The 15,010-nt window shown below is 49.4% G+C and carries 13 protein-coding genes; 4 read left to right on the top strand and 9 right to left on the bottom strand.

The genetic code is table 11. The features are described 5' to 3' along the window. Positions 1-7: 7 nt before the first annotated feature. Entirely contained in the window at positions 8-1,645 is a 1,638-nt protein-coding gene (locus ACYVH9_RS12180; protein WP_460636629.1) for an amidohydrolase, read from the bottom strand. 144 nt (positions 1,646-1,789) lie between these two features. Here ACYVH9_RS12180 and ACYVH9_RS12175 point away from each other — a divergent pair, with 144 nt between their 5' ends. From ACYVH9_RS12175 to ACYVH9_RS12165, 3 genes are all read left to right on the top strand, one after another. Next, entirely contained in the window at positions 1,790-3,163 is a 1,374-nt protein-coding gene (locus tag ACYVH9_RS12175; protein WP_460636628.1) for a TolC family protein, read from the top strand. 90 nt (positions 3,164-3,253) lie between these two features. Further along, complete coding sequence (locus tag ACYVH9_RS12170) at positions 3,254-3,451, top strand: DUF2188 domain-containing protein (RefSeq protein WP_460636627.1); 198 nt, start codon at positions 3,254-3,256, stop codon at positions 3,449-3,451. 17 nt (positions 3,452-3,468) lie between these two features. Then, the gene (locus ACYVH9_RS12165) at positions 3,469-4,164 is read left to right on the top strand and encodes a DUF421 domain-containing protein (protein ID WP_460636626.1); all 696 of its coding nucleotides are present in this window, start codon (positions 3,469-3,471) and stop codon (positions 4,162-4,164) included. Positions 4,165-4,193: 29 nt separating this feature from the next. On the opposite strand, the gene ACYVH9_RS12160 is transcribed toward ACYVH9_RS12165, so the two are convergent. The 8 genes from ACYVH9_RS12160 to ACYVH9_RS12125 all read right to left on the bottom strand — a co-directional run bounded on the left by ACYVH9_RS12160 (position 4,194) and on the right by ACYVH9_RS12125 (position 13,568). Continuing rightward, a complete protein-coding gene (locus tag ACYVH9_RS12160; RefSeq protein ID WP_460636625.1) occupies positions 4,194-5,261 on the bottom strand; it encodes a DNA topoisomerase IB in 1,068 nt (355 codons plus the stop codon). Between the two features lie 437 nt (positions 5,262-5,698). Then, positions 5,699-7,327 carry a SulP family inorganic anion transporter gene (locus tag ACYVH9_RS12155; protein WP_460636624.1) on the bottom strand — a complete coding sequence of 543 codons (1,629 nt, stop codon included), beginning with the start codon at positions 7,325-7,327 and terminating at the stop codon, positions 5,699-5,701. 67 nt (positions 7,328-7,394) lie between these two features. Further along, on the bottom strand, positions 7,395-7,700 hold the full coding sequence (locus ACYVH9_RS12150) for a hypothetical protein (protein ID WP_460636623.1): 306 nt from the start codon (positions 7,698-7,700) through the stop codon (positions 7,395-7,397). Between the two features lie 145 nt (positions 7,701-7,845). Next, positions 7,846-9,222, bottom strand: coding sequence for a sensor histidine kinase (locus ACYVH9_RS12145; RefSeq protein WP_460636622.1), 1,377 nt, complete (start codon positions 9,220-9,222; stop codon positions 7,846-7,848). A 3-nt stretch (positions 9,223-9,225) separates the two neighbouring features. Continuing rightward, on the bottom strand, positions 9,226-9,909 hold the full coding sequence (locus ACYVH9_RS12140) for a response regulator (RefSeq protein ID WP_460636621.1): 684 nt from the start codon (positions 9,907-9,909) through the stop codon (positions 9,226-9,228). 18 nt (positions 9,910-9,927) lie between these two features. Continuing rightward, the gene (locus ACYVH9_RS12135) at positions 9,928-11,478 is read right to left on the bottom strand and encodes a neutral/alkaline non-lysosomal ceramidase N-terminal domain-containing protein (protein WP_460636620.1); all 1,551 of its coding nucleotides are present in this window, start codon (positions 11,476-11,478) and stop codon (positions 9,928-9,930) included. A 182-nt stretch (positions 11,479-11,660) separates the two neighbouring features. Further along, complete coding sequence (locus ACYVH9_RS12130; protein WP_460636619.1) at positions 11,661-12,974, bottom strand: NCS2 family permease; 1,314 nt, start codon at positions 12,972-12,974, stop codon at positions 11,661-11,663. Between the two features lie 240 nt (positions 12,975-13,214). Beyond that, entirely contained in the window at positions 13,215-13,568 is a 354-nt protein-coding gene (locus tag ACYVH9_RS12125) for a hypothetical protein (protein WP_460636618.1), read from the bottom strand. 269 nt (positions 13,569-13,837) lie between these two features. Here ACYVH9_RS12125 and ACYVH9_RS12120 point away from each other — a divergent pair, with 269 nt between their 5' ends. Then, a complete protein-coding gene (locus ACYVH9_RS12120) occupies positions 13,838-15,010 on the top strand; it encodes a sensor histidine kinase (protein ID WP_460636617.1) in 1,173 nt (390 codons plus the stop codon).

The raw sequence follows: 15,010 nt of genomic DNA, 5'->3' as shown, positions 1-15,010 counted from the left end.
ACAGCCCTTATTTTTGATAGAGCTTTTCGCCACCGATCCAGGTCTGCAAAACCGTTGTGCCGCGCAGGCTGGGGGCCGGAACCTTCATAATATCCTGTTGCAGAACAACGAAGTCCGCTTGTTTGCCGGGGGCAATACTACCGCGCAGATGATCTTCAAAATTGGCGTGAGCGGCCCAGCTTGTCATGGCTTTCAGCGCCGAAGCACGATCAACGGCATTTTCGATTTGAAAGCCACCCGCCGGAAACCCTTTGGCATCGACCCGGGCCACAGCAGCATGAAAACCGTACAGCGGATTGGGGGCTTCGACCGGAAAATCGCTTCCGAATGCGAGATAACCGTTTTGCTGCATCAGATCCTTAAAGGCATAGGCACCTTTTACCCGCGTGGCCCCCAGCCGGTCGGTGGCCCAGTACATATCTGAAGTTGCATGCGTAGGTTGTACCGACGGAACGACCGAGTAGCGCTTAAATTTCCCCAAATCATCCGGTGAAACGACCTGCACGTGCTCAATTCGCCAGCGCCGGTTGTTTTGCTTTTTCAGCAGCTTACCGTACAAATCCAGAATCAGGTGATTGGCCGAATCTCCGATGCAGTGGGTATTGGCCTGAAAGTTACTGTTTGCCAGCAATGTTAACGCTCGTTCCAGTTCGTTCGGGCTGAGAAGCAGAAAACCAGCAGTTTGAGGTTGGTCGGTGTACGGTTTTCGCAGGCAGGCCCCGCGTGACCCCAGCGCTCCATCGGCGAACAGCTTAAACGAGCGAACCGTGAGCCGATCCGTCTGGGAAGGACCTCGTTTAAGGTAATACTCCAGGTTGGGTTCGCCCAGACTAACCATCACATAATCCCGAATTTTTAATTTGTTTTCCTGCTGTAGACGTTCAATCAGCTCAATATCTTTCCGATTCAGTCCGGCATCCGAAACCGTGGTCAGGCCCAATGACAAACAGACTTTCTGAGCCGCTAATAACATGCGCTCTTTGTCTTTTTCATCGGGTTGTGGAATCAGCCGCCGGATCAAGCTCATCGCATTGTCGATCAGTACGCCCGTTGGTTCATTGTTGGCTAAAACTACCTCACCTCCCGGAATTTTGGTTCCCTTAGTAATTTTAGCCAAACGGAGCGCTTTGGAATTGATCAGTACGGCATGACCGTCGATGCGGGTCAGGCAAACCGGAATAGTGGGAAAAGCCGCGTCGAGTTTTTCCCTGGTCGGAAACTGTTTGTCAGGCCAGTCGTTTTGGTCCCAGCCCCGACCAATGAGCCAAAGCGTTGTGGGATGCTTCTTGTAAAAAGCCTGAAGCCGCTGAATAACTTCGTCAAACGATTCCGTACCCACCAGATCGGCCTGATCCAGCATTTGGCCCAGCCCCAGGAAGTGGGCATGTGCATCGTAGAAGCCGGGATAAACCGGTTTGCCCTGTAAATCAACGGTAGTATCAGCCGTATAGTCGTTTAAAAGTTGACCCGAAGAGCCGACGGCCAGAAATTTTCCATCTTTGACCGCGAAAGCCTGGGCAGTGGTAAAAGCCGAATCGGCCGTATAAACAGTTGCGTTATGCACAATCAAATCAGCTTGCTTTTTGGAGGAACAAGCCATACACGTCAAAAAGAAAAACAGGAAAATCAGTAAATATCGTTGCATAAATCCACTTTGATCATTTATTGAGACAATAATAGCCAAATTCATTCGGTCTGGAAGAATTCCCGCCAAATCTAATTCCGGGATACCCACAATGACAGAATATCTTTTAATTTTGAAGGTCAGTTACCTAAAAATAATACCAGAATGCGCTTCATCCTAAGCCTAATCCTTTGTGTTTCATTTTTAACTGCCTGGGCCCAAACCACCCAACCGCTTGCCCCTCGTATTCGCCGAACGTCAACGATTACGCAGGAAGGGCCTACCTTGACCCTACAGGAGGCTATTTCTGCAACTCTTGAAAAAAGCTACCAGATTCGCATCTTCAAGTCGCAGGAAGAGATTGCCCGTACGGATTTCCGAATTGCTAAATACAGCTTTTTCCCCAACTTGGTTGGTAACCTGACCAACAATAACAACCTGCAAAATTTGCGTCAGGAGTTTCTGGATAACCTCCGTCCTGAGCAAAATCTCTACGGTGTGACCAACCGGAACACGCAGGTTGGGGTAGCCTTAAACTGGACGGTTTTCAACGGTTTTGGAAACTTTATAGCGTACGATCGGTTGGGCGAGGTGGTTAAGATCAGCGAAGCCAATAGCCGGGCTACTATTGAATCGACGGTGGCTACCGTAGCCACGGCTTATTACGATGTGATTCGACAGCTGCAACAGCTGACCTCCCTGCGGCAGGCCCTCGATATTTCCCGGGACCGACTGGAATTGGCCCGGGCTAACTTTGAAGTAGGAACCCGTTCCCGGGTCGATTTTCTGAGCGCACAAGTTGATTATAACGCCGACAGTTCGGCACTGGTTGCGCAGCAGCAGAATGTTCGCAATGCCAAAATTTTCCTGAATACACTTATCGTCCGGGACCCCGCTACGGAGTTTGCTGTGCGGGATACGATTATTGTGCGAACGGATATTTCGCTCGACCAGCTCCGGCAATCGCTGGCCAGTAACAACCCGCAATTGATTGCGGCTGCGTTGAATCGCCGGGTTGCCAACTTGAACGTCAGACTGGCCCGCTCGCAGCAATTGCCAACGGTCAATCTGGTGGGTGGTTATAACTTTACCGCCATCGATAACCAGGGCGGTTTTGGGGTTCGGAGTGCCCGCAACGATGCATTGGTGTACGGTATTCAGGCGAGTGTGCCCATTTTTACCGGATTCAACCAGCGTCGGTTGATTGCCAACGCCCAGGCAGGTGCCCTTATTTCAGAATACCAGGAGTCCGATCAGCGTTTGCTGTTGCAACAAGCGCTGGAACAAACTTACTCGCAATACCGTAACAGCCTGATTCTGGTCAATCTCGAAGTCGAAAGTTATAAAATCGCCAATCAGAACGTTGATATTGCGTTTGAGCGCTACCGAGTCGGAAATTCTACCGCCGTTGAATTTCGGGATGTCCAGCGCAATTCAGTGGCTGCCGAAACGCGTCTGATCAACGCGGAATACAACACGAAAGTTGCTGAAATTGAACTGCTTCGACTGAGCAGCCAAATTCTGCAACAAACGAAATAAGTTAAGAGTTAAGAAGGGGCCGTTGGTGGTAGAATGTCTCCTCAGGCACAGTGCGTCCGTCAACTCATCACTCTTAACATTTGATTCGATATGCCCTGGACAAAGCAGAATTATCCGGTGTCGCTGAAAAATTTTATGGCACCAGTGCGAAATAAAGCGATTGATATTGCCAATGCGTTGTTGAACGAGGGAATGGCGGAAGATCGGGCAATTCCGATTGCCACCTCCCGGGCGGAGGAGTGGGCGAAAAATCGTAACCTGAAAATCCGTAAGAACAAACCAACCTAAGCAACCGCAACGCCTGCATGGAAAAAGAGGAGCCGGTTCAACCCTTTGACTGGCAACGCATGTTTATGCACGATTTCCCAGTGGGTTACCTCGGAGAGGTAGCCTTGCGGACCTTCGTGATGTTTTTGATTCTGCTACTGGCTTTGAAAGTGTCGGGGAAGCGCGAAGTCAAACAACTTTCGGTTTTTGAACTCGTGCTGGTGATCGGCCTGGGGTCGGCGGCTGGTGATCCCATGTTTTACCACGATGTCCCGCTGCTGGCGGCAGCGGTGGTGTTCGTGGTCATGATGAGCAGCTACAAATTTTTCACCCGGCTGGCCGACAAAAACAAGCCAGTTCGGGAATTTCTGGAAGGAAAACCGGTCTATGTAATAGAAAACGGCTGCATCCTGGTTCAGAATTTTGACGATGAGGATTTAGGGCTGGACGAGTTGTTTGCCGAACTCCGGCTGGCGGGCGTTGAGCATCTTGGACAAGTACGAACGGCGATTCTGGAACATAACGGCGAGGTTAGTATTTTTCAATACAAAGGAGACGCCATCAGGCCCGGTTTACCCATTTTTCCTCATTTGCTTAAAGATCCTGTTGATTTTATTTCCGAACCCGGACGCTATGCCTGTTGCAAGTGTGGGCAGGTGGTCGAATACGGAAAAGACCCGATTGAAACCTGCCAGCGTTGTGAGCACCACAGATGGGTCAAAGCGCAGGATTGATGCTCCGCCGACTCAAAAACCGTAGGGCTTTATTTGGGTTTCTTTACTTTGTCCTTCAAAAACCGCAACAGTAGCTTCTCGATCGGGTCCAATCCGTACTTGGAAGTCTGGCGAAACTGGTTCTTGCGTTGCAGATAGGGGTTCAAATCTTGGCATTCGTAGGCTTCCAGAATTTGCGGATGGACATAGTACTTGCGGCTAACCGTGCGGGTGTTGCCCAGGCGGTGCGCCACTTGCTCCAGAATGGTATTAACGTTCTTCTTCGCTTCTTTTTCCGTTGTGCAAGGTTCTAGTTCGGCCAGGAGCCGAAGGGCGTTGACGGTACCGGCCCAGGTCCGGAAGTCTTTAGCCGAAAATTCTTCGCCCGTGTATTCACGCAGGTAATCGTTTACCATCCCGGAGTCGATGCTGCGGTGTACGCCATCGTCATCGTAATATTGAAATAACTCTTTGCCCGGAATGTCGCGGCAGGCCTTTACCAGACGCGCAAGCCGCCGGTCGCGAACGGTAATATCGTGGTAAATGCCTTTCTTGCCCTTAAACCGAAACTGAATTTCGGAGCTGGCAATGTTGACATGGCGGTCTTTCAACGTTGTCAGACCGTAATGGCCGTATTCTTTTTCGTAGGATGCGTTACCAATCCGAATCAGAGTCTGCTCCATAACGCTGAGCGCAATGGCGATCACTTTTTCTTTTGTGAGTTCCCGGCGTTTCAGATCCTTTCCAATGTTCATACGCAGGGCTGGCAACTGCTCGCCAAAAGCGATCATGCGCGAAAACTTGGTTTCACTACGGATAGCATTCCAGTTGGCATGATACCGATATTGTTTGCGCCCACGGGTATCGATGCCGGTTGCCTGCAGGTGCCCATTCGGTCGAGCACAAATCCAGACGTTTTCCCAGGCTGGTGGCAAGGCCAGCTTTTTGATCCGATCAAGCGTATCGTCGTCATCAACCAGCTTTCCTTTCGAATCGCGGTACGTAAAATGGTCGCCCGAACGCTGGCGGCTGATGCCGGGGGCTGAGTCATTAATGTATGTCAATTGAACAGCCCGGGCGGTTTTCGCGCGGTCCTGGGCCAGCGTTGCTAGATTCATGGAATAGGGGTAAAATCACAGCATAAACCGGTTGTGATCGTAAATAGTTAAGCTGGTGACCGGAAAATTAGAAAACCCACAAAGAAACGAAACGGATTTACGGTTTGATAGGCGTACAATTCAGCGATTAATGAAGAAATGTTTTTTGGCAGCTTTCTTTATGGTATCGTTTTGTTCCTGGTGATGGCTAAAAAGCAGCGAGGGTGACGGAAATTTGGCAACGGTTGAGCCGCAAGTAACGATTGGAGTCTGGAGAGAGTAGCGAAATGCCGCCGGGCGGGGCAGGCCTTGTGGAAATAGTCGTTAAAGACAATTGTCTTTTGCGTACGGTGTCTTTCTGGGCAAAATTACCGTTTCAGCGGGTTGCTGGTAGGAAACAAATGAGCCGGACCGCAGATTCCAGTCCGGCTCTATCGACATTTATCACACAAAGAATGCTATTTCCGTTGTTCGATTTCCCGTAAATGGCGGTTGCGCATGGCAATTACCGATTCGGGCATCGACTTATAATCAGCCGGTTCACGCAAAAACACGAATTGAATGTTGCGCTGGTGGGCTGTTTCTTTAAAATTCTGAATAGTGTTCATCACATCACTGTCGATGTAGGACGAATGGCTGCAATCGATTTCCACGATGGCATTATCCGGCACATTTGTTAGTGACTTAACGATGCTGGCCTTACTCAGAAATGACACATAATCGCCGAGACTAATGCGGATTCGCTTTTGTCCGTCGACATGAAATGTTTCCGTTTTATGGGCATTGAGGTAATTTTCCCGCAGCACGAAAAACAGGGCCACAATCATACCAACGGCGATCCCGGTCAACAAATCCGTCAGCAGGATGGCAACCACCGTAGCTACAAAAGGGAGAAACTTGGAAATGCCTTCGCCCAGTAGCTCCTTGAAAATCTGAATCCGCGACAATTTATACCCCGTAATCAATAAAATTGAAGCGAGGGCTGCCCAGGGAATCCGATTAAGAACCGCTGGCAGGGCAATGACACAGACCAGCAGCAGCGTACCGTGAACCAACGCAGCCAGTTTTGTCCGGGCACCCGCATTGATACTGACCGAACTACGAACAATGACAGATGTGACAGGAATTCCACCAACCAGCCCGCTTACCATGTTACCAATTCCCTGCGCTTTTAGCTCTCTATTGGATGGGGTTTTGCGTTTGAGTGGGTCCAGCTGGTCCGAGGCTTCGATGGCTAGCAAGGCTTCCAGACTGGCCACCAAGGCGATGGAAATGGCGGCTGCATACACCTGAGGATTGGTCCATTGACCGAAGTCCGGCATTGTAAACAAGCCAAAGAACTCAGCTGCGCTGCCAGCAATGGGCAACTGAACCAAATGATTTCCTTTTAAAGCCCAGGCGGGGTGAATCAACGCCATTACCTCGTTGATAGTGATACCCGTAAGAACGACAATCAAAGCTGCCGGAATATTCTTCAGCACCTTGTGCTGCTTGAAATAAGGACGTTCCCAGAGAAGTAGAAGCGTTAGCGAAACAGCCGCAATCAGAAACGCCACGGCATTCAGCTGCCCAATGGCAGCCTGGAATTGGTTAATAATGTCAAAACCATCAGGCTGAAAAAGCGATATTTCTTCCGCCGAATCGGTATCGTAGCCAACGAGATGGGGCAATTGTTTGATAATGAGGATGACACCAATCCCGGCCAGCATGCCTTTGATGACGGACGAAGGGAAAAAGTTACTGATGATACCCGCTCGTAAAAAGCCTAAACCGATCTGGAGAATTCCGGCCATGAAGGTGGCCAACAAAAAAGCCGGAAAAGTGCCAAGCGATTCAATCGCGGCTAAGGTTACAACGATCAGGCCTGCTTCGGGACCCGAAATACTGACGGCCGAACGGCTGAACAGACCAATAACCAAGCCGCCAACAATACCAGCAATAATCCCTGAAAAGAGAGGTGCTCCGGAAGCCAGCGCAATGCCCAGACATAACGGGACGGCTACCAGAAATGAAACAACACCTCCTTTGATGTCTCCCTCCGCGTTGCTGAAATCAACGAACCGAAAGTTTTGCTGTGTTGTATTCATTTTAATTTTTGAATGGATTGGATAGGATGCGTGATTTCAACTAGACCTGAATAAACCGGTAGAAGTCCTATTGATTGGCATTATCAGCCGCGGCAACCGCTGGTGATCCGGCCGGGAGCTTTTCTATGGAGCTCGTTGATGGAGATTGAGTTACCTTCAGTAGCTGCCGTTCCAATTCATTTTTTACAGCCCGCAACGAGTCCGCTTCCGATGCTTTGGCCTCATATTGGGTGCGGTATTTTTCCTTATCTTGTGTATGCTCTCGGTAATTGATGTAGATATCAAGCGCGATGGCGGCAAAAATGAGCCCCCAAACTGTCCCCCAATTGACAAAGTCACTGGTTTTTCGGCCTAACTTGCTGTGATTGAACATCTTGATGTAACGTTTAATGTGTGATAGTATGGATACTACAAAGTTACATCAAGATGGACGCCTATTAATTAAGTGTCAATTAGAAGTCAATGAGAGTCTGGTTATAAAATGATGAGAATGTGGTTATAAAGTGATTAGAAAACGATTAGAGCGTTTTGGGGAATTTCAAAGTGAAGGTGGTGCCTTTGTTAATTTCCGATGAAACCGATATCTGGGCCCGGTGAAGCTGGATGATGCGGTATGTCAGCGGAAGGCCAATGCCGTATCCGTGAATGCGTTTGGCGTTTTCGGCCCGGAAAAAAGGCTCGTAAATGTGTTTGATATCGTTGGGGTCAATGCCGATTCCTTCATCTTTAAACTGGATGGTAGCCCAGCGCTCGTTAGCACCCAGGATGACATCGACCTGGTTTTTAGGGGAGAATTTACAGCCGTTCTCCATTAGATTCTGAAAGGCCGAAATCAGCAGCGCCATACTGCCCTGAACTGTCAATGACGACTGCATGGACGCTGTTTCGCTTTCAAACGAAAAAACGACATGGTAATCGGGTCGGCGGGTTGTCAGAATTTTCGTTGCCTGATAAATGGCTTCGTCCAGGGCAACTTCCTGAAATTTGATGGGAGCATCGTCGAGGCTCACCTGAGCCAGTTCCAGAAGGTTGTTGGCCAGCAGGTTCAGGCGTTTGATTACATCCAGAACCGCTTTCCATTTCGCTTCGTGCTCTTCAACCGTACGTTTTTTGATCAGCGTAACTTCGATCTGTCCGGTAATGATGGTAAGGGGTGTACGAAGTTCGTGGGAGGCATTGGCTACAAAGTTGCGCTGCACCTCAAAAGCTTCCTGAACCCGGTCAAGCATGGAGTTAAAGGTATGGGCCAGTTGCGCGATTTCATCGCTGTTTTCGCTGGCGTCGACCCGCAGATTCAGATTTGACGCGGTAATCTGGTCGACCTGCCGTACCACGTTGGAAATGGGCTGAAGGAAACGACCCGCAAACATCCAGCCCGAAATACCGACCAGCGATAGGCTAAAAACGAGCCCAAAACCGAGAATATTCCGCAAATGGTGCAATTCTGTTAAGCCGGATTCATCATAAGCAGAGGCAATGATCACGTATTCCTGGTTTCTGCGTTTGTACGTAAATCCGACTATTTCTTTGGCATTGCGACGCAGGTACAGTTGTTTTTGCTTCCGAACCCGCTCCAGCAAATCCTGGCGTCCCACAATTTCGAGAGTCGTGTCAGCACTGGCATAAATCTGTTTGCCGGCTGGGTCGTAAATCACGATGTGTTCTTCCGGCAAGGAGGTAAGGTTATTGCGTTCGATTAGCCGAAGAATAGCGGGGTCAATTTCTTCTTCTTCAATGAGCAAACGAGCCGTTGTCCGGGCTTTGTCCGACAGCCGGTAATAAAAATCCCGTTGCCTGAAATATTCCGAAATAAAATAAATAGCCAGCGAGAAAAGGATCAAATTCGCGGCAACAATGATCAGAAACGTGATGGAAATACGGGCTCTTATTTTCATTCATCAATCCTCAGATTCCTGCATGATGTACCCAATGCCGGTTATGGTATGAATTAATTTCGGTGAAAAATCTTTGTCAATCTTTTTACGCAAATAATTGACATACACATCGACTACATTGGTGCCTGTATCGAAGTTAACATCCCATACTTTTTCGGTAATTTCGTTGCGAGACAGTGCCTTATTCTGATTTTTCATAAAAAATTCCAGCAATGCCAATTCACGGGCGGTCAACGTAATTCGCTGTGATCCCCGTTTAACGGTTTTACTTTGCAGATTTAATTCCAGATCCGCAATTTTTAATATCATCGAATCCGACGGATTGGCCGACCGCCTACGGTTTAGCGCCCGTAAACGAGCCACTAATTCGCGAAATTCGAACGGTTTTATCAGATAGTCGTCAGCACCCGCTTCAAAACCACTTAGTTTACTTTCCGTGCTTCCCAAAGCCGTCAGCATCAAAATGGAGATGTCTTCATATCGGCTACGGATCAGTTTGCTAAGTTCAAAACCGTTAATAACGGGCAGATTAACATCGAGAATGACGGTAGTATATTCATGTGAGGCCAGCAACATTTGAGCCTGTAACGCATCATTTGCGACATCGGCTTCAAAGCCGTAATCTTCCAATCCACTTTTTATAAATGAAGCAACTTCGTGCTCATCTTCAACAATTAATATTTGCATAACAAACGGTTAAGATAATTATAAATCTCGCAGCAATTCTGCCATAGCGCGGTATAAGATCGGCGCTGTTTCGGGACCAGTCGAATTAATTTCTCCGTAAGGACGATCCTTTGAATTGTAGTTGTACGGAGCTTCGGTATCCCATTCACTTTTCGGAATAATATATCCTAATTCATCGTTGGCTAAACCAATCACAAATTTATAGTTTCCCGGCATCAAACTACGCAACGGGGGTGTTTCAACTGGTTTAATTCTGAAGTCAGCACCCGGTGGATTTTCGACCCCGCCGTTGGCAATTTCGGGATAAAGCTCGCCCGGTACGCACAGAAAGGAAGCATCGCCCAACCGAAAAGCTGCAATTTCGCTCCGGAAATTTCCCCAAGTACTATAACCGGCATCTAAAATTCCCAGCCCAATGGCCAACTGAAACAATTTGTTTGACAATGGAATTTCGACAGTTTGCGCCTTGATCCGGAGGTTGGCGGTCCGAACCGTGCTTGTGTCCTGCTGCAGTGACTGATGAATCAGCATGGCCAGATGTTTGCCCTGTGCATCGGCTTTTTCAAAAGTCGGTTCCTGAAACCGTTCCCCCGTCAATGGGTCCTGAATCGTCACTTTGGGGGAAGTTGTCATCAGGCCGCCCACGCAACCGGAGGCATAAACCACCGTACCACCTAACCCTTTTTGGATTACTGAATCACCATTCATAATTCCCTTTTCGAGGTATTGCCGGACATAATGCGGAAAGTCGGAAGTCAGAAGCGTATTTTTGCTCCATAGCGTTTCGGGATGATTACCCCATACAACCAGGGTGCCAAGCGTGCTATCTTTCTCGCTGTCAAGCACCTGCATGGTGTATAAACCGGTATCTTTCACAATAGGTTTGCGCGTATCCATTAACAGCGAATCGGCGCCGGTCAGGTCCTGAGCAAAACGGAGCCGGGCGGGACGTAAATTCTTTATAGCCTCCAGCATAGCTCGTGTCACCTGTTGCTCGACAAAATGCTCGTACGTTTTATTGACCCCGCTTTTCAGGACGCTGTTTCCCCACATACCCAGAAAATCAGGTGCTTCATGCGTGTGCGTGCTGCACACAATGGAATAGGTAATGCCGGCGCTGACGGGCAATGCTTTACGCACATTGATGACATTTTTATGCGTAAAACCGAGCAGGTCGACGGCCACAAAAGCCAAACGCGTTTGCCCATCGTCGATCACCATTGCGCGCGCCCATAAATCATCATGAACCCCGCTGGCTGCCCGCTTCTGGCTAAAGCCAGCCATCCAGTAGGCGTCAAACTTCCCGTTATGATTGTCATCGGAATACGTATCTCCATCGCCCGGATTGTACGCGGCATCTCCGTTTTGATCGGTCCATCGATCGGGGAGGTAAGGTGTAATTTTCAAAGCCGCAAAGCCAACCGTGAGCGGTTGCGGATCTGACGGTGGAACGTTCAGGCGAAGGGAATAACCGGGATGGCGGTCGCGGCTATTGTAGTAACCGTAGCCGGCCCCGAGCAAAAGTACGGCACCAATAAGCAACAGAAAGCCAATAAAGAATTTACGCACGGACGAAGGGGTTAAAGCGGAATGGTTGCTTCGATGGGAAAGCTTTTAAAGTTACCAAATTAGTTATGCGGTTTTACTATCAAAAAAAAGTCCCTTAGAAAACCCTTAAATCGCATTTTATTAGCCTGGAAACAGAGCGATCGCACCTTCGATTACAAAGGGAGAACGGCACTGAACCCGTTTTAATGACCCGAAAAAAGGGCCAGAACGCAGAACAAATCGACCAAAAGTAAGCCTGCAGGAACTTCGTTTGCTTTGCCGACGGCCAGTTTCACAACGGTCCACATCAAAAATCCCCAGATGATTCCTTGCGTAATGGAATAGCTGAACGGAATAAGTACCAGGGCCAGAAAAGCTGGTACGGCATCGTCCAGTTGTCCCCAGTTGATTTTGGTAATGGGTTGCATCATAAAAGCCCCCACCAGCACCAGCGCAGGGGCAGTTGCAATGGCGGGAATCACCGAAAGCAAGGGTGATAAAAACAAAAAGGGCAGAAACAACGACCCGGCAACAATCGCCGTCAGGCCGGTGCGTCCGCCCTGGGCAATGCCAACCGCCGATTCAACGTAGGCGGTTCCGGGGCTGGTACCCAGGAGTCCGGCCAGGGTAGTGGCAACGGCATCGACGGTGAGCGACTGCTTCAGATGGCGAGGGTTGCCGTCTTCGTCGTACAGGTTGGCAGCTTCGGCTACGCCCACAAACGTGGATAGGCTATCGAAGAGGTCGGTAAAAACAAAAGCGAAAATGATGGGCCAAAGCGACCATTGCAGCGAATTGATCAGATCCAGTTTGCCGATTAAGCTGAAGTCCGGCGGGGCAAAAATACCCTGGAAGTTGACCAGGGTTTTGTGCCCGAGCTGAATTACCGAAGCATCGCCCCACCAGCGGCCGATGGGGACAGCGGCCAGGGTCGTCAGCACAATGCCAATGATAATGGCTCCCGGTACATTTCGGATGACGAGCACGGCGGTTAAAAACAACCCCAGAACAAAAGTCAGGATGATCGGATCTTTCAGGCTGGCAACACTAACTAATGTTGCCGGATCGGCTACGATAAAACGGGCGTTTTCAAAACCGATCAGCGTAATAAACAAACCAATACCCGCCGAAACCGCGTACCGCAGCGGTTTTGGTATAATCTTGACGATGGCCGAGCGAATGTTGAAAACTGACAGCAATAGGAACAGAACTCCCGCCCAAAAAACAGCACCCAAGGCTACTTCAGGCCGGATGCCTAGCCCCTTGACGGCTGTAAACGTAAAGAAAGCGTTGAGGCCCATCCCTGGTGCCACCACCATCGGATTGCGGGCGTAAAGTCCCATCAGCAGGCTGCACCCAAACGACAGCAGAACCGTTGCGGTCAATACACCACTGAACGGTAGCCCGGCCTGGCTCAGAATCGCCGGATTAACCACGATGATGTACATCGTTGCCAGAAAGGTAGAAACGCCTGCCAGAATTTCTGTGCGGATGGCGGCAGAAGGCGCAGTTGTCATGCGGAGCCGGATGAATGGATGAAGACCGAAAATACTGATTACCGCACCAATTCAACCAGCCGAAGACTAATAATTAGACAAAAGCCCCAGGTCCGGTGCAAAACAGCCCAGTCCTGGGGACTCAAACCAATTTAACCAAATTAATGCTCAGACCAGAGAATCAGGATAAAGGAACATGTCAAACTGGGCGAAGTTTCAACGGTGTTGCTTCATCTTTAATCGATTCTCACTTGTTTATTCTCATTTTTTGAACTCGGCTGCCAGCCACTGCTGGTTAGCTGGCAGTGGCGTGTCGGACTGCGGGTTCTGGGCCCATTGTCGCAGTGCCTGGTCCAGTACGGTATTTAGACTTTTTCGGATAGCAACTCGTTTGATATTGAGCCGTTTTCTAGCCATCTCTTCCCGGTAAATGAGTTGATTGTTGTCATTGTAAAAGTGGACAACGCATTTTTGCTTCGGCTGCGATTCGACCACCCAGAAACCGGTACGTGGCGCTGATTGGTGGTCATAGGCCTGCCCGAAAGTCATTGCAGGCAACGTGAGAAAAAGGCTGGTGGCAACAATTGCCAGTCGGATGTGTGAATAGAGCTTCATCGTAATATACCGCCGGAGCGGTTCATGAGTAGTTGTTGTTCGTGTCGTTATTGACGGGCTAAAAGTAAACATTGGTCAAAAAAACGTACGCATCTTTTCGCCTAACGCGACGAGTTTTGGCCGATACAGCGTTGAATAAACGACAAACGGAGCCGGTAAACCAAAATGAGCCATTTGGCGACGATTCCTGACCGTTCGTCTACAAATCGACGGTTTCGTGGCTGTAGCGGTGTCATTTATCTATATTAGACCGGCAAACCGGTATTTGTATGCAACTGGCTGACAGTAACTTCATCTTTTCCAACAAGCCCCGGCATCGGCTGGCGCGTCATGGTCTCTTCTGGGGCGTGGTGTGGCTGTACTTTACGGTTTTGTACGGGGTTTTTCCGATTCAGGATTTTCTGCACCGTGGTTACGGAAAAGTGCTGGCGGTTTTGCTGGGTTTTCTGACATCGGGCACTAGTTCGATCCTTTTTATGCCCGCACACATGGTGCTGGCTTACGGAATTATTTACATCCTGTTTCCGCGTTACCTGGACAAAGGCGCGTACTGGAAAATGGTGATCGGGGTGATTTTGCTTTCCTTCCTGAGCGCCTGTACTTCAGCGGCTATTTCGGTGGGTATTGTTACGCCCATTCATTCCTGGCTGGGCACTGGACGGGTGCGGGGAGGGGGCCTTAATTACCTGCTGATGGCGGGTTTGCGCGGTGGCATCACCGTAGCCGGTTTTGTGGCTGCCATCAAGCTGGTGAAAATCTGGTACCTGAAAGAGCAGGCTTTTCGGCAGATCGAAAAAGAGAAATTTCAGGCGGAGTTACAGCTGTTGAAATCGCAGATTCACCCGCACTTTCTGTTCAATACATTGAATAACCTCTACGCCCTGACCTTGCGCAGGTCGGAACAATCACCGGCGGTTGTTTTGAAGCTCTCGCAGTTGCTCAGTTACATGCTGTACGATTGCAATGCGTCGGAAGTGCCGCTCGAGAAAGAGATTGCATTCATGAAAAATTATATGGGTCTGGAACAGTTGCGCTACGGCTCACGGCTGGACATTTCCATAAATTTTCACGGCGATCTACAGCAAAAACAGATTGCACCGCTGCTGCTGATTCCGTTTCTGGAAAACGCATTCAAACACGGAACGAGCCAGCAACTCGAACAGGCCTGGATTTTTCTGGATTTGTCGGTGGACAAGAACGTGCTGACGTTCAAACTTGTCAACAGCCGCGATGCTGAGACAGAAACCGTAACGCAAAAAAACGTGGGTGGAATCGGTTTGCAGAATGTCCGGAAACGGCTGGAATTACTCTATCCCAATCGGTACGAATTGCAGATTCAGCCGGAAGAGGAAACGTACCTGGTGAATTTATCCTTGTGGCTTCCCAATGAGGCTACGATCCAGCAGTTGCGCCAGGCGCCGGTGGCTGAGGTGACTGCTTAA

The sequence above is a fragment of the Larkinella harenae genome (assembly GCF_054780515.1).
Note: the sequence above shows the minus strand (reverse complement) of the source record. Positions and strands in the feature narration are given on the sequence as shown.

Excerpts from the sequence above, each read along its gene's own strand:
- ACYVH9_RS12180 (WP_460636629.1), bottom strand. The coding sequence starts at position 1,645 with ATGCAACGATATTTACTGATTTTCCTGTTTTTCTTTTTGACGTGTATG.
- ACYVH9_RS12175 (WP_460636628.1), top strand. The coding sequence starts at position 1,790 with ATGCGCTTCATCCTAAGCCTAATCCTTTGTGTTTCATTTTTAACTGCC.
- ACYVH9_RS12170 (WP_460636627.1), top strand. The coding sequence starts at position 3,254 with ATGCCCTGGACAAAGCAGAATTATCCGGTGTCGCTGAAAAATTTTATG.
- ACYVH9_RS12165 (WP_460636626.1), top strand. The coding sequence starts at position 3,469 with ATGGAAAAAGAGGAGCCGGTTCAACCCTTTGACTGGCAACGCATGTTT.
- ACYVH9_RS12160 (WP_460636625.1), bottom strand. The coding sequence starts at position 5,261 with ATGAATCTAGCAACGCTGGCCCAGGACCGCGCGAAAACCGCCCGGGCT.
- ACYVH9_RS12155 (WP_460636624.1), bottom strand. The coding sequence starts at position 7,327 with ATGAATACAACACAGCAAAACTTTCGGTTCGTTGATTTCAGCAACGCG.
- ACYVH9_RS12150 (WP_460636623.1), bottom strand. The coding sequence starts at position 7,700 with ATGTTCAATCACAGCAAGTTAGGCCGAAAAACCAGTGACTTTGTCAAT.
- ACYVH9_RS12145 (WP_460636622.1), bottom strand. The coding sequence starts at position 9,222 with ATGAAAATAAGAGCCCGTATTTCCATCACGTTTCTGATCATTGTTGCC.
- ACYVH9_RS12140 (WP_460636621.1), bottom strand. The coding sequence starts at position 9,909 with ATGCAAATATTAATTGTTGAAGATGAGCACGAAGTTGCTTCATTTATA.
- ACYVH9_RS12130 (WP_460636619.1), bottom strand. The coding sequence starts at position 12,974 with ATGACAACTGCGCCTTCTGCCGCCATCCGCACAGAAATTCTGGCAGGC.
- ACYVH9_RS12125 (WP_460636618.1), bottom strand. The coding sequence starts at position 13,568 with ATGAAGCTCTATTCACACATCCGACTGGCAATTGTTGCCACCAGCCTT.
- ACYVH9_RS12120 (WP_460636617.1), top strand. The coding sequence starts at position 13,838 with ATGCAACTGGCTGACAGTAACTTCATCTTTTCCAACAAGCCCCGGCAT.